This window comes from Streptomyces sp. NPDC102514 (genome assembly GCF_055584525.1).
On sequence record NZ_JBVJLW010000022.1, the window covers coordinates 15,535 to 29,371 of the forward strand.

The window sequence follows — 13,837 nt, forward strand, 5'->3', positions numbered from 1 at the left end:
TGACCGTCACGAAGTGGGGCGGCCCGTCGGCCGGACGTGCCCGGGGCCCCTCCCACGGGCCCTTCGGCGGCGTCACGGAGAGTTTCCGGGGCCTGCCGGGGATACCGCCGACAGGGGTCACGCTGCGTAGAACGGCGCACGGAACGGACAGTGGGGGCGCCCGGCGGAGGCGCGACGGCGCACCCGGGCACCCTCGCCGTGCGGGAACCGCTCCCACGGGGGAGCCTTGACCCCAAGGCTCCTCCATGTGGCCGAGGGAGGTGGTCGCTGTGTCCCACTGGCAGGCATCCGGGCATCCGCCCCGGCCCGCCCCCGCTCCGGTCGGCCGGCCGCTGCTCTCCCTGACCCTGGCCGCGCTCATGGACGAGGTGCACGCCCACTCGGGCGCGGTGTACCTGCTGACCCCGGGCGAGCCGGTGCTGGAGATGGCCGTGATGGCCGGGCTGCCCAGGGCGTTCGCGGCTCCCTGGGAGCGGCTGGGTCTGAGCGCGCCGATCCCGGTGGCGGAGGCCGCGCGCCACCGGCGGCTCGTGTGGGTGGGCGGCGAGCAGGACATGGCCCGGCGCTATCCGCGGATCTCGGTGGTCCTGCCCTACCCGTTCGCGCTGGCCGCGCTGCCGGTGGCGACCGACCGTGCCACGTACGGGGCGATCTTCGTGACCTGGCCCGGTGCGCATCCCCCGGAGCTGTCGGACTGGGAGCGGGACCATCTGACGGCCGCCTGCGACCGGCTCGCCATGCGGCTGGAGCGCGCCCACGAGGCGGGCCGGCAGATCCGGCCCGAACCCGATCTGCTCTCCCCCGCGCCCCTCGCGAGCGTGGCGGGGACACTCGGCACGGTCGAGGCGTCGCGGATGGTGGCGCGTCTGCCGTACGGGCTGTGCGCGCTGGATCTGCAGGGGCGGATCACCTTCGCCAACGCGGCGTCGGCCGAGCTGCTGGGGCTGCCGGTCAGCGCTCTGCTGGGCATGCAGCTGTGGGCGTCGGTGCCCTGGCTGAACGACCCGGTCTACGAGGACCGCTACCGTGCCGCACTGATCAGCCAGCAGGTGACGTCGTTCGTGGCGCTGCGCCCGCCCTCGGAGTGGCTGTCGTTCCGCCTCTATCCCAGTACGAACGGGCTGAGCGTGCGCATCACCCGCGCCCGGGCCGTGGCACGGGAGGGCCCCGCCGCCTTCCGGCACGGGGAGACCGGTACGCGTCTCGTCTCCATCTCGCAGGTACTGAGCCTGGCCGGGGCCCTCACGCAGGCGGTGGGTGTGCAGGACGTGGTCCAGCTGGTCGCCGACGAGATCGCCCCCGCCGTCGGCAGCCAGGGGCTGGTGATGCTCGGCTCGGAGGCGGGCCGGCTGCATGTCCTGGGACAGCGCGGCTACCCGGACCCGCGGGATCTGGAACGGTTCGACGGAATGCAGCTCAGTGATCCCTCGCCCGGCACGCACGCCCTGGTGAGCGGGGTGCCGGCCTTCTTCGCCTCCGGTCAGGAACTGGCACGGCTGTACCCGGACCAGCGGCCGGCCGGTGACATGGCGGCCTGGGCGTATCTGCCGCTCATCGCGTCCGGACGGCCGGTCGGCACCTGCGTCCTCGCGTACGCGGCGCCCCATCCCTTCCCGGCCGACGAGCGTGCCGTGCTGACCAGCCTCAGCGGGCTCGTCGCGCAGGCGCTCGACCGGGCCCGCCTGTACGACGCCAAGAACAAGCTGGCACACGGTCTGCAGGCCGCACTGTTGCCCCACTCTCTGCCGTCGCTGCCCGGCATCGAGGCGGCGGCCCGCTACCTGCCCGCCACCCAGGGCATGGAGATCGGCGGGGACTTCTACGACCTCGTCCCGACCGGCGCGGAGACCACGGCCGAGGCCGCCGCGGTCATCGGCGACGTGCAGGGACACAACGTCACCGCGGCCGGCCTGATGGGCCAGATCCGTACCGCCGTACGCGCCTACACCACCGTGGGGCAGTCGCCGGGGGAGGTCATGAGGAGCACCAACCGCCTGCTCATCGACCTGGGCACCGAACTGTTCGCGAGCTGTGTCTATCTGCGGCTGGATCCGGCGCACGGGCGGCTCGTGATGGCCCGCGCGGGGCATCCGCCGCCCCTTGTGCGCAGGCCCGACGGCAAGGTGCGCGTCCTCGACCTGGCGGGCGGTCCGCTGCTGGGCATCGACGCGGGCGCCGTCTACCCGACGACCGACGTGGCGCTGCCGCCCGGGTCGCTGCTCGCCCTCTACACCGACGGGCTGATCGAATCCCGCGGCGTCGACATCGAGGACGCGCTGGCGGGCCTCGCGGAACTCCTAGCCGAGATCGGCGACCGCCCCCTGGACGAGGTGGCCGACAGCCTCGTCCACCACAGCGGCACAGCAACCCAACGCCTGGACGACGTGGCCCTCCTCCTACTCCGGGCAACACCGGCCCCGTAAGGGGCGCGAGGAACTGCGCGGCCAGCCACGACGGACCCGCACCCATCAATCTCCGCACACCCCCACCCCCCAAGGGGCGCGGGGAACTGCGCGACCAGCCCCCACCGACCCGCACCAGACGAACCACCCGGCCGCCCCTACAAAAACGGTGCGGTCCGATCCTCCCGCCGGAGGACCGGACCGCACCGAACGGCACCGCTACTGACGCAAGGTCAGATCACTGGTCGTGACCCGAACCATCACCCGCAGCGTCACCGGCCTGGTCACCCGCCTGGTCACCGGCTTGGTCCCCCGCATCGCCGACCTGCTCCTCGCCACCGACAGCGTCACCACCGGCACCGGCTTCCTCACCAGCGCCCGCTTCCTCACCGGCCCCGGCCTCTTGACCAGCACCCGCTTCCTCACCGGCGCCAGCCTCTTCACCCGCACCCGCTTCCTCACCGGCCCCGGCCTCTTCACCCGCACCGAGCGTCGCGCCCACGGCGGTCAGCGCGGTGGTCACCGGCTGGAAGAAGGTCTCGCCACCGACGGTGCAGTCGCCGCTGCCGCCCGAGGTCAGGCCGATCGCGCTGCCCTCCGCGGTGAACAGCGAACCACCGCTGTCACCGGGCTCGGCACACACATCGGTCTGGATGAGGCCGGTGACCGTGCCCTCCGGATAGTTCACGGTGGCGTCGAGGCCGGTGACCTGACCGTCGTTGAGTCCGGTGGTGCTGCCCATCCGGATGACCGTCTCGCCGACCGTGGCATCCGCCGCGGCCAGGATCTCCACGGTCTGCTCGCCGGTGTTCACCGTGCTGGGCGCCACGGTCGCCGGGTCGTCGTACTTGACGAGGGCGAAGTCGCCGTCACCGGGGAACGTGGCCGTCTCGACCGTGCCGATCGGCGCGCCGTCCTGCGCGTCCGACCACTCCGCGGCGGCGACACCGCAGTGGCCCGCGGTCAGGAAGGCCGGGCTGCCGTCGTCGGCGACGACGTTGAACCCGAGCGAGCAGCGCGCGCCGCCACCGAAGATGGCGTCGCCGCCCTCGACGAACGTCTTGAACTCACCGGCGGACTTCTTGATGGTCGCCACGCCCGCGCCGAGCGTCTGGACGGTCGACTCCAGCTGGTCCCACTTCGCACCTGTGACGGTGCTGTCGGCGGTGACCTGGATCTTGTTCGTCCGGGGGTCGACGGCCCAGGAGGTGCCGGGGATGGTCGCGTCGGCCTTCAGCGTCTGCGACGCGGTCTTGAGCGCGGCGGTGCTGTTCTCGACCTGACGGACCACCGCGCCCTTCTTCTCCGCCAGGATGATGTTGTTGTTGTCGCCCACGACGTTGATGATGAGCTGCTGCTTGCCGGAGTCGTAATACCCGCCGGCATAGCTCTCACCGAGCAGTTCGGCCAGTTGAGAGGCGAGGTCAGACGCGTCCGCGGCCTTCAGCGTTCTGGGGGCGGCACCTTCCGTCGCATCGGTCTGGGACGCCATCGCGTTGGGCAGGATGAGGGCCGCCGCGCCGAGCGCGACCACGCCTCCTGCGGCTATGACGGCCTTGCGCTTCGGTATCCGCTTGTGACTCAACTTCATGACCTCCTGGGGACTGGGGGTCCGAGCCGCCGAATGACGGCTGACTGCGGGCGCCTGGATGGCTGTTGATACGCAGGCGGCGCGTGGGGCGTTCAACGTTGTTGCTCAACTTCCTTTGCGAAAGCGCGATTCGGCCGCGGCGGAGGGAGGGGCCGCGAGGGCGCGGACCGACGGCCCCATGACGCTGACCACCACGGATAGGGACCGGACCGCATGGACGGCGTCACCGCCTCGGTGCCGGAAGCCGTCGGCGGTGAGGGATGCGCACGATCGATGCCCCGGTCGACATCCCGATCGGCGCCTTGCCCGACGCGTTGTTCGAGGCCCGGATGGCGAAAGCGCGAAAGTGACTGGAATACGGCCACATGGCTCTTGGACCACGCCGGTTCATTCAGGCGTATTCGGGCCCATTCCCGTGACGTCACAGGAAATCCGGCGCCCCCGACGCATCCCCGTTGATCCCCCCATTGGTCCCCCATTGGAACTCTGTGTCCCATAGGCCTACCTTCGATACATGTCGAAGATTCTTTTCGTAGTGACCGGTGCCGATTTCTGGACTCTCGCGGACGGCACGAAGCACCCGACCGGATTCTGGGCGGAGGAGGCCGTCGCCCCGTACGAGGTCTTCAAGGCGGCCGGCCACGAGATCGTCGTGGCCACCCCGGGCGGTGTCACCCCGACCGTGGACAAGGGGAGCCTGGCCCCCGAGCTGAACGGCGGGCAGGAGGGCGCGGAGAAGGTCGCCGCCACCCTCGCCTCGTTCGACGAGCTGCGGCGCCCGATCCGTCTGGAGGACGTGGACCTCGACGCGTACGCGGCCGTCTACTACCCCGGCGGCCACGGACCCATGGAGGACCTCGCGGTCGACGCCGACTCGGGGCGCCTGCTCACCCGCGCCCTGGCGTCGGGAAAGCCGCTCGGTGTGGTCTGCCACGCCCCGTCCGCGCTGCTGGCCGCGACCACGGAGGACGGCGGCAACGCCTTCGCCGGCTACCGCCTGACGGGGTTCACCAACATCGAGGAGACCCAGGCGGGGTTCGCGGACAAGGCCAAGTGGCTGCTCCAGGACCGCCTGGTGGAGATCGGCGCCGATTTCCAGGAGGGCGAGCCGTGGGCCCCGTACGTGGTCGTCGACCGCAACCTCGTCACCGGCCAGAACCCCGCCTCCTCCGCGCCGCTCGCGGCCGAGCTCCTCAGGAAGCTCGGCTGACGGCCGGCCGGTCACCTTCAGCGATCGGGTGGTGACGGACAGCCCATCGGCCGGAGCGGAATCCTGGCTTCAGCAAATCTGCACATCGAATACGCAGTGGAGTCACGGCACGCGGCGAATCCGCACAGCGGATCGTCGCGTGCCGTGTCATTGGCGAGGTGTGCCCCATTCACCTTCCGCCGTGTGTTGCCGAGATGTGGACGACCCCCGGGGCCATGTGAAGAAGTCGCCACCACGCGGTGCACGGGCCTGCACGGTTGAACCGATCCGGCTCCCGAATACCCGGATCGCAAGGCCCGTTGATTGGATGCGCGACACGGCACCGTGCTTTGATCCATTGCATCGCGGGGGCCGTTCTTCGGATTTCGGTTTCGGGATCCGGGCGCTCGCGGTCGCGGCCGACCATCTGTCCCCAGAGGGGGCCGCTCCCCCCTTGTGAATATCAATAGGAAGGGAAGTTCATCATGAACTCCACCCCCCAGGTCCAGACCGCCGAGATCTCCGACGCCGACCTCGACAACGTCTCGGGCGGCCTCGCGCTGAACGCCCTCAGCACCGTCACCGGCGCTGTCGACGGCATCGCCCCGGTCTCCGGCCTGGTCGACACCGTCGTCGGCACGGTCGAGGGCGCGACCGGCCTGAACACCGCCCCGGTCACCGGCCTGGTCGCCGGTCTCTGATCACTTCTGTGGTCGTTTAGCGTGCCGTGAGTCCCGGAACCATTCCCCCGGTTCCGGGACTCACGGGTGCTCCTCCCCTTCTTTTGTTCTTCTGGCTCGGTTCGCCTTCGGGGCGTGCCATCAGTCACTCGCAGGTGAGAATTCCGTGCAGTTCCGCCAACAGGCCCTCGCCAAACTGCAGTCACCGGAGGAGCTCGACCTGCCGGTGCGCTTCGCCCGCCCGCAGGGCTGGCTCGTGCTGTGCGTGACGGTCGTCGTCATGGCGGCCGCGTCGGTCTGGGCCGTGACGGGTTCCGTGGCGTCCACGGTGAGCGCGCCCGCCATCCTCACGCACGGGCAGGGCAGTTACCTCCTGCAAAGCCCCGTCTCCGGTCAGGTGACCGCGGTCCTCACCGAGCAGGGCCGCCGTATCAAGGCGAACGCGCCCGTCCTCAAGGTCCGTACGGCCAAGGGTGAGACGGTCGTCCGCAGTGTCGCCGCCGGCCGGGTCTCCGGGCTCGCCGCGACGATCGGCGCGATCATCAGCACCGGCACGAACGTCGCCGCGGTGGAGAAGGTCGCCGCCTCCGACGACCCCCTGTACGCGACGGTGTACGTGCCCGCCGAGAACGCGGCCACGATCCCCGTGAACGCCGCCGTCGACCTGACCGTCCAGTCCGTGCCGACCCAGGAGTACGGGGTGCTGCGCGGCCATGTGAAGTCGGTGGACCGGGCCGCCCAGTCACCGCAGCAGATCGCCGCCTTCCTCGGTGACGGCCAACTGGGCGAGCAGTTCACCGAGAAGGGCAGGCCGGTGGCCGTCCTCGTCCGGCTCGACACCTCGTCCGGCACGAAGTCCGGCTACAAGTGGTCGTCCGTGGAGGGCCCGCCGTTCCGGCTCGACTCCATGACCATGGCCTCCGGCTCGATCCGCCTGGACGACCAGCGCCCGATCGATTGGCTGCTGCCGTGACCGCACCCCAGGACACCTCGTCCGCCACACACACCACCGCGACCGAACTGCCGCCGCCCGTACGGGGCCGCCGCCGCTCGGCGCCGCCCAGGCGCAAGGTCCCCAAGGGGCGGGGCAGACGTGTCCGTACGCCCACCGTCCTGCAGATGGAGGCCGTGGAGTGCGGCGCCGCCTCCCTCGCGATGGTCCTCGCCCACCACGGACGGCACATCCCGCTGGAGGAACTGCGTATCGCCTGCGGTGTCTCTCGCGACGGCTCGCGGGCCAGCAACCTGCTGAAGGCGGCCCGCAGTTACGGCCTGACGGCCAAGGGCATGCAGATGGACACGGCGGCGCTCGCCGAGGTGCAGGCCCCGGCGATCCTGTTCTGGGAGTTCAACCACTACGTCGTCTTCGACGGGATCGGGCGCCGTCTGGGCCGGCGCGGGGTGCACATCAACGACCCCGCCAAGGGTCGGCGTTTCATCTCCATGGAGGACTTCGACACCAGTTTCACGGGCGTCGTACTCGTCCTGGAGCCGGGCCCGGACTTCGAGAAGGGCGGCCGCAAGCCCGGTGTCATGGGCGCGATGCCCGCCCGGCTGCGCGGCACCTCGGGCACCATGCCCGCGGCCGTGCTCGCCAGTCTGCTGCTGGTGGCGGTCGGCGCCGCCGTGCCCGCGCTCAGCCGTACGTACATCGACATGTTCCTGATCGGCGGGCAGACCTCGCTGCTCGGGGTGCTGTTCGCGTCGATGGGCGCGAGTGTGCTGCTGACGGTGGTGCTGACCTGGCTGCAGCAGGCGAACCTGCTGCGCGGCCGGCTGATCTCCTCGACGCTCAGCAGCGCCAGGTTCCTGCGGCATCTGCTGCGGCTGCCGGTCACGTTCTTCTCCCAGCGCAGCCCGGCCGACCTCGTGCAGCGCCTCCAGTCCAACGACGCGGTGGCCGAGACACTGGCCCGCGACCTCGCGGCGGCGGGCGTGGACGCGATCGTCGTGGTCCTCTACGCCGTGCTGCTCTACACCTACGATCCGCAGCTCACGGCGGTGGGCGTCGGGGTGGCCCTGCTCAACGTGGTGGCGATGCGGGTCGTGATCAGGCTGCGGGCGACCCGTACGGCGAAGCTGCGGGCCGACAGCGCGCGGCTGACCAACACGGCGTACACGGGCCTGCAGTTGATCGAGACGATGAAGGCGACCGGCGGCGAGGACGGCTACTTCCGCAAGTGGGCGGGGCAGCACGCCACCACGCTGGAGGAACAGCAGCGCCTCGGGGTACCGAGCGCCTGGCTGGGTGTCGTCGCGCCGACCCTGGCGACGCTCAACAGCGCCCTGATCCTGTGGATCGGCGGGATGCGGGCCGTGGAGGGACACATCTCCGTCGGTCTGCTGGTCGCGTTCCAGGCGCTGGTGACCCGCTTCACCGCGCCGATCACCCGGCTCAACGGTGTCGCGGGCCGTATCCAGGACTTCGCGGCCGACGTGGCCCGGCTGAAGGACGTCGAGAACTTCGCCGCGGACCCGCTCTACTCGCGGCGCGGCGCGAACGACAGCACCCGCAGGCTGCAGGGCCATGTGGAGCTGGAGAACATCACCTTCGGCTACAGCCCGCTCGACAAGCCGCTGCTGTCCGGGTTCTCGCTGACGGTCGGCCCGGGCCGGCAGGTGGCGCTGGTCGGCGGTTCCGGCAGCGGCAAGTCGACGGTGTCCAGGCTGATCTCGGGCCTGTACACGCCGTGGGAGGGCGTGATCCGGATCGACGGGCAGTGGCTGGAGGACATCCCGCGCGGCGCGCTCGCGTCCTCCGTGTCCTTCGTCGACCAGGACGTGTTCCTCTTCGAGGGCACGGTCCGCGACAACATCGCCCTGTGGGACCCGTCGGTCCCGGACGAGGCGGTGGTCGAGGCGCTGCGGGACGCGGCGCTGTACGACGTGGTGATGCGCCGCCCGGGCGGCATCCAGAGCCGGGTCGAGCAGGACGGCCGCAACTTCTCCGGCGGGCAGCGCCAACGCCTGGAGATCGCACGGGCGTTGGTGCGCAGGCCCAGCATCCTGGTGCTGGACGAGGTGACGAGCGCGCTGGACGCCGAGACCGAGCAGCTCGTGATGGACAACCTGCGCAGGCGCGGCTGTGCCTGTGTGGTCATCGCGCACCGGCTGAGCACCGTGCGCGACAGCGACGAGATCGTGGTGCTCCAGCACGGCACGGTCGTGGAACGCGGGCGTCACGACGCCCTGGTGGCGGCCGGCGGCGCGTACGCCGAGCTGGTCAGGGAGCGATGAGATGACGTCCGCCTACCCACAGAACGAGTACCCGCAGCAGCCTCCGTATCAGCAACCCGTGACCGAGGGCGACTACGTGCTCGCCGCGCTCGGCGGCATGGGCGTCCCCGTCGACGGCTCCGGCCTGAACCGCCTGGACCTCGAAGGACCGCACGTCCTGTGGCTCGTCGCGGCCGGGGCCATGGACCTCTTCGCCGTGGACGCGGCCCAGCAGGGCCACTGGCACCACCTCGGCCGGCTCGAAACGGGCTCGCTGCTGCTCGGCCCGGTCGCCGGACCCCAGCACACGCTGGTCGGCAGGCCCCTGCGCGAGTGCGTCCTGCGCCGTATCGAGCTGCGTGAGCTGCACCGCCCGCCGCAGACCGAGACCTGGACGTACGACGCGTACGGCACCCCCCAGTACGTACCCCCGTCGACCAGCCCCCTGGAGTACACCCTGTCCCTCGGTGTCGGCCGGGGCCTCGCCATCCTCTTCGGGGCGCCGCTCGCCACCGAGCGGGGCGCGGCCCTCACCGACGACGACGTCCTGTGGACGCAGGTACCGCCGGGGAGTGTGCAGTACGGCTCCCTGTACGGCGCCGAGGCCGCGGCGGACCTGCTGGTCGACCCGGCGATGTGGCAGACGATGGTCGACCAGCAGTACCGGCTGCTGGCCACCCTCGACCGCTGGATCGAGCAGCTGGAGCGCACCCACGAGACCCGGACGGCCGCGGGCATCAAGGCGGGCGAGGCGGTCCGCGCGCAGGCCGACCGCACCCTGCTCGCCTCCATCTCCAAGCGCTCGGGCCAGGGTTCCGGCTCGGCCGACGCCGATGCCACGTACGCGGCGTGCAGGCTGGTCGCCCGCGCGGCAGGGATCACCCTCGCCGATCCCGCGAAGGGCGGCTCGGAGAGCGACCGTCTCGACCCGGTGGAGCGGATCGCGCTCGCGTCCCGGGTCCGGGCGCGTGCCGTCCGTCTCGACGGGCGCTGGTGGCGCGACAACGTGGGCCCTCTGGTCGGGCACCGGGTCGCCTCGGGTGCGCCGGCCGCTCTGCTGTGGCGGCGCGGCGGCTATGTGGCGGTGCATCCGTCGAGCGGCCGGGAGACACCGGTGGAGAAGGCGAACGCGGCGGAGTTCGAGCCGCGTGCGGTGATGTTCTACCGGCCGCTGCCCGACCGTGGGCTGACCCCGCTGCGGCTGCTGAGATTCAGCCTTCAGGGCACGGGCGGGGACATGCGCAATCTCGCGCTCAGCGGTCTGGTGACGGTGGCGCTCGGCGCGCTGGTGCCGGTCGCGACCGGCAAGGTGCTGGGCGAGTTCGTGCCGAGGGCCCAGGAGAGCCTGATCGTCCAGATCTGTCTGGCCATCATGATCGCCAGTGTGGTGTCGGCGGCGTTCATGCTGATGCAGAACCTCACCATGCTGCGGCTTGAGGGCCGGATCGAGGCCACGCTCCAGCCGGCCGTGTGGGACCGGCTGCTGCGGCTGCCCACGAAGTTCTTCACCTCGCGCTCCACCGGTGAACTGGCCAGTGCCGCCATGGGCATCAGCGCCATCCGCCGCATGATGGCGGGCCTCGGCCCGGTGGTGGTCCAGTCGGTGACGGTCGGCGCGATGAACCTCGCGCTGCTGTTCTGGTTCAGCGTGCCGATGGCGCTCGCCGCGATCGGCATGCTCGTGGTGATCGCCGGGGTGTTCCTCGGGCTCGGGCTGTGGCAGGTGCGCTGGCAGCGCCGGCTGATCGTGCTGAGCAACAAGCTCAACAACCAGGCCTTCCAGACCCTGCGCGGGCTGCCGAAGCTGCGGGTCGCGGCGGCGGAGAACTACGCGTACGCGGCCTGGGCGGGCGAGTTCGCCCGCAGCCGTGAGCTCCAGCAGCGGGTCGGCCGGATCAAGAACCTGACGACCGTGCTGGGCTCGGTGTATCTGCCGCTCTGCTCGCTCATCATGTTCATGCTGCTGGCGGGACCGGCCCGCGGAACGCTGTCGGCCGCCGCCTTCCTCACCTTCAACACCTCGATGACCATGCTGCTGACCTCGGTCACCCAGCTGACGGGTTCCTTCGTGTCGATGGTGGCCGCGCTGCCGATGTTCGAGGAGATCAAGCCGGTCCTCGACGCGGAGCCGGAGGTCCGGGTGGCGAGCACGCGGCCCGCCGAGCTGTCCGGGGCCATCGAGGCGAAGAAGCTGTCGTTCCGGTACACCGACGACGGGCCGCTGGTCCTCGACGACCTGTCCTTCGCGGTCCGGCCCGGCGAGTTCGTGGCGGTCGTCGGCCCGAGCGGCTGCGGCAAGTCCACGCTGCTGCGGCTGCTCATCGGCTTCGACAAGCCGGTCGCGGGCAGTGTGCTGTACGACGGCCAGGACCTGGCCGCGCTCGACCAGTCCGCCGTACGCCGTCAGTGCGGTGTCGTGCTCCAGCACGCGCAGCCGTTCACCGGCTCGATCCTGGACGTCATCTGCGGTACGGAGCCGTACACGCCCGAGGAGGCGATGGCCGCCGCGGAGATGGCGGGGCTCGCCGACGACATCAGGCGCATGCCGATGGGGCTGCACACGATCGTCTCGGGCAGCGGCGCGGTCTCCGGCGGCCAGCGTCAGCGGCTGATGATCGCCCAGGCGCTGATCCGACGTCCGCGCATCCTCTTCTTCGACGAGGCGACCAGCGCCCTCGACAACGAGACCCAGCGCACGGTCATCGAGAGCACCCGCGCGCTCAACGCGACCCGTGTGGTGATCGCGCACCGGCTGTCCACCGTGATGGACGCGGACCGCGTCATCGTGATGGAGGACGGCCGGATCGCCCAGCAGGGCACACCCGCGCAGCTCCTCGCGGACACGGGCGGCCGGCTGCACGAGCTGGTGCGGCGGCAGATGCAGTAGGTATCGGGGACGACGCTTCGGGACCGGACTTCAGGACCAGGCTCCGGGACCGGGCTTCCGGACCTTCGACCGGCCTTCAGGGTTGACCGCCGCGCGTGTGACGTCCGTCTCGCTAGCGAAACTTTGTCGTTTCGATGAAAGTGGTCTAGCCTCGAAGAGTACGAAACAGTTTCGTTTACGTACTCCCCGTGCCGAGCGAACTTTCCCTGGAGTCCTCCCATGTCCAAGACACAGACCCTGTCCGAGGACGCCCGCAAGGGCGCCCCGGACGCACCCGGCGCCGCGCGCCCGGCGAACCGGTGGTGGATCCTCGCGATCATCGGTATCGCCCAGCTGATGGTGGTGCTGGACGCGACCATCGTCAACATCGCGCTGCCCTCGGCCCAGGCCGACCTCGGGTTCACCGACGGCAACCGCCAGTGGATCGTCACGGCGTACGCGCTGGCCTTCGCCTCGCTGCTCCTGCTGGGCGGCCGGATCGCCGACCTCTTCGGGCGCAAGCCCGCCTTCCTCATCGGTGTCGCCGGATTCGCCGGAGCCTCCGTGCTCGGCGGCGCGGCCAACAGCTTCGGGATGCTGGTCGTCGCACGGGCCCTCCAGGGTGTCTTCGGCGCCCTGCTCGCACCCGCCGCGCTCTCCCTGCTGAACACGACGTTCACCGACGCCAAGGAACGCGCCAAGGCGTTCAGCGTGTACGGCGCGATCGCCGGTGCCGGTGGCGCACTCGGTCTGCTGCTCGGCGGCGTGCTGACCGACGCGCTGGACTGGCGCTGGACCCTGTACGTCAACGTCGTCTTCGCCGTCGCCGCCTTCGTGGGCGGCTGGATCCTCCTGAACAACCACCGTGACGCCGCGAACTCCAAGCTGGACCTGCCGGGCGCGCTGCTGGTCTCCGCCGGTCTCTTCTCCGTGGTGTACGGCTTCTCCAACGCCGAGACCCACGACTGGGGCTCCGCACTGACCTGGGGCTTCCTGGTCGCGGGCGGTGTACTCCTGGCGGTGTTCGGCTGGTGGCAGACCCGCTCCGCGCACCCGCTGCTGCCGATGCGCGTCCTGCTGGACCGCACCCGCGCTGCCTCGTTCATCGCCGTCCTGGTGACCGGTGCGGGCATGTTCGGTGTCTTCCTCTTCCTCACCTACTACCTGCAGCTGAACCTGGGCTTCAGCCCGACCAGGACCGGTGTGGCCTTCCTGCCGATGATGGCCGCCCTGATGGTCATGGCCCAGGTGTCCACGACGATCCTGGTGCCGCGCATCGGACCGAAGACCGTCATCCCGGCCGGCTTCGCGCTCGCCGCGGTCGCGATGGTCTGGCTGACCGCCATCGACGTCGACTCGGCCTTCTCGACCGCCGTGCTGCCGCCGCTGCTGCTGATGGGCGCCGGGCTCGGCATCGTGATGCCGCCCGCGATGGCGCTGGCCACGAGCGGGGTCGCCGCGGAGGACGCGGGTGTGGCCTCGGCCACGGTCAACACCATGCAGCAGGTGGGTGGTTCCATCGGTACCGCGCTGCTGAACACGCTCGCCGCGAGCGCCGCTGCCAGCTTCCTGGTCGGCAAGAACGCGGCGGACCCGCTGGTGCGGGCGCAGTCCTCGATCGAGAGCTACACCACCGCGTTCTGGTGGTCCGCCGGGTTCTTCGCGGCGGGTGCGCTGGTGACGTTCCTGCTGTTCCGTCCCGGGGTGCCGGAGCAGAATTCTGACGCCGCGCCTGTCGTTCACATGTGACACATGTGACGCGGTTGCGTCGTCGCTGGGCCGAGGGGTCGCCGTCTTCAGGGAGACGGTGGCCCCTCTTTGCGTTCCCCTCCCGGGGGTTGCGATGTCGTCTGCGGCGGTGTGGACGGCCTGTCGCGCAGTTCCCCGCGCCCC

Annotated in this window: 8 protein-coding genes; 7 read left to right on the forward strand and 1 reads right to left on the reverse strand. The window is 70.7% G+C overall.

The annotated features are described in order from the left end of the window. Nucleotides 1–245 precede the first annotated feature (245 nt). A complete protein-coding gene (locus ACZ60E_RS39190; RefSeq protein ID WP_469446831.1) occupies nt 246–2,423 on the forward strand; it encodes a SpoIIE family protein phosphatase in 2,178 nt (725 codons plus the stop codon). A gap of 217 nt (nt 2,424–2,640) precedes the next feature. On the opposite strand, the gene ACZ60E_RS39195 is transcribed toward ACZ60E_RS39190, so the two are convergent. Continuing rightward, nucleotides 2,641–3,987, reverse strand: coding sequence for a S1 family peptidase (locus tag ACZ60E_RS39195; RefSeq protein ID WP_384802172.1), 1,347 nt, complete (start codon nt 3,985–3,987; stop codon nt 2,641–2,643). A gap of 520 nt (nt 3,988–4,507) precedes the next feature. Here ACZ60E_RS39195 and ACZ60E_RS39200 point away from each other — a divergent pair. The 6 genes from ACZ60E_RS39200 (at nt 4,508) to ACZ60E_RS39225 (ending at nt 13,693) form a co-directional block, all read left to right on the forward strand. Further along, on the forward strand, nt 4,508–5,203 hold the full coding sequence (locus tag ACZ60E_RS39200; protein ID WP_469446833.1) for a type 1 glutamine amidotransferase domain-containing protein: 696 nt from the start codon (nt 4,508–4,510) through the stop codon (nt 5,201–5,203). Between the two features lie 464 nt (nt 5,204–5,667). Beyond that, the gene (locus ACZ60E_RS39205) at nt 5,668–5,883 is read left to right on the forward strand and encodes a type A2 lantipeptide (RefSeq protein WP_210886663.1); all 216 of its coding nucleotides are present in this window, start codon (nt 5,668–5,670) and stop codon (nt 5,881–5,883) included. A gap of 145 nt (nt 5,884–6,028) precedes the next feature. Then, nucleotides 6,029–6,835 (forward strand): biotin/lipoyl-containing protein, encoded by an 807-nt coding sequence (locus tag ACZ60E_RS39210; protein ID WP_384801843.1) that lies wholly within the window; start codon nt 6,029–6,031, stop codon nt 6,833–6,835. A 47-nt stretch (nt 6,836–6,882) separates the two neighbouring features. After that, the gene (locus ACZ60E_RS39215; protein WP_453794305.1) at nt 6,883–9,099 is read left to right on the forward strand and encodes an NHLP family bacteriocin export ABC transporter peptidase/permease/ATPase subunit; all 2,217 of its coding nucleotides are present in this window, start codon (nt 6,883–6,885) and stop codon (nt 9,097–9,099) included. A gap of 97 nt (nt 9,100–9,196) precedes the next feature. Continuing rightward, a complete protein-coding gene (locus ACZ60E_RS39220) occupies nt 9,197–11,965 on the forward strand; it encodes an NHLP bacteriocin export ABC transporter permease/ATPase subunit (protein ID WP_469446967.1) in 2,769 nt (922 codons plus the stop codon). Nucleotides 11,966–12,184: 219 nt separating this feature from the next. Continuing rightward, complete coding sequence (locus tag ACZ60E_RS39225) at nt 12,185–13,693, forward strand: MFS transporter (RefSeq protein WP_469446836.1); 1,509 nt, start codon at nt 12,185–12,187, stop codon at nt 13,691–13,693. Nucleotides 13,694–13,837 lie beyond the last annotated feature (144 nt).

What these genes read in the sequence shown, in the direction of transcription:
- ACZ60E_RS39190 (WP_469446831.1), top strand. Translation starts at nt 246, where the DNA reads ATGTGGCCGAGGGAGGTGGTCGCTGTGTCCCACTGGCAGGCATCCGGG.
- ACZ60E_RS39200 (WP_469446833.1), top strand. Translation starts at nt 4,508, where the DNA reads ATGTCGAAGATTCTTTTCGTAGTGACCGGTGCCGATTTCTGGACTCTC.
- ACZ60E_RS39205 (WP_210886663.1), top strand. Translation starts at nt 5,668, where the DNA reads ATGAACTCCACCCCCCAGGTCCAGACCGCCGAGATCTCCGACGCCGAC.
- ACZ60E_RS39220 (WP_469446967.1), top strand. Translation starts at nt 9,197, where the DNA reads ATGGGCGTCCCCGTCGACGGCTCCGGCCTGAACCGCCTGGACCTCGAA.
- ACZ60E_RS39225 (WP_469446836.1), top strand. Translation starts at nt 12,185, where the DNA reads ATGTCCAAGACACAGACCCTGTCCGAGGACGCCCGCAAGGGCGCCCCG.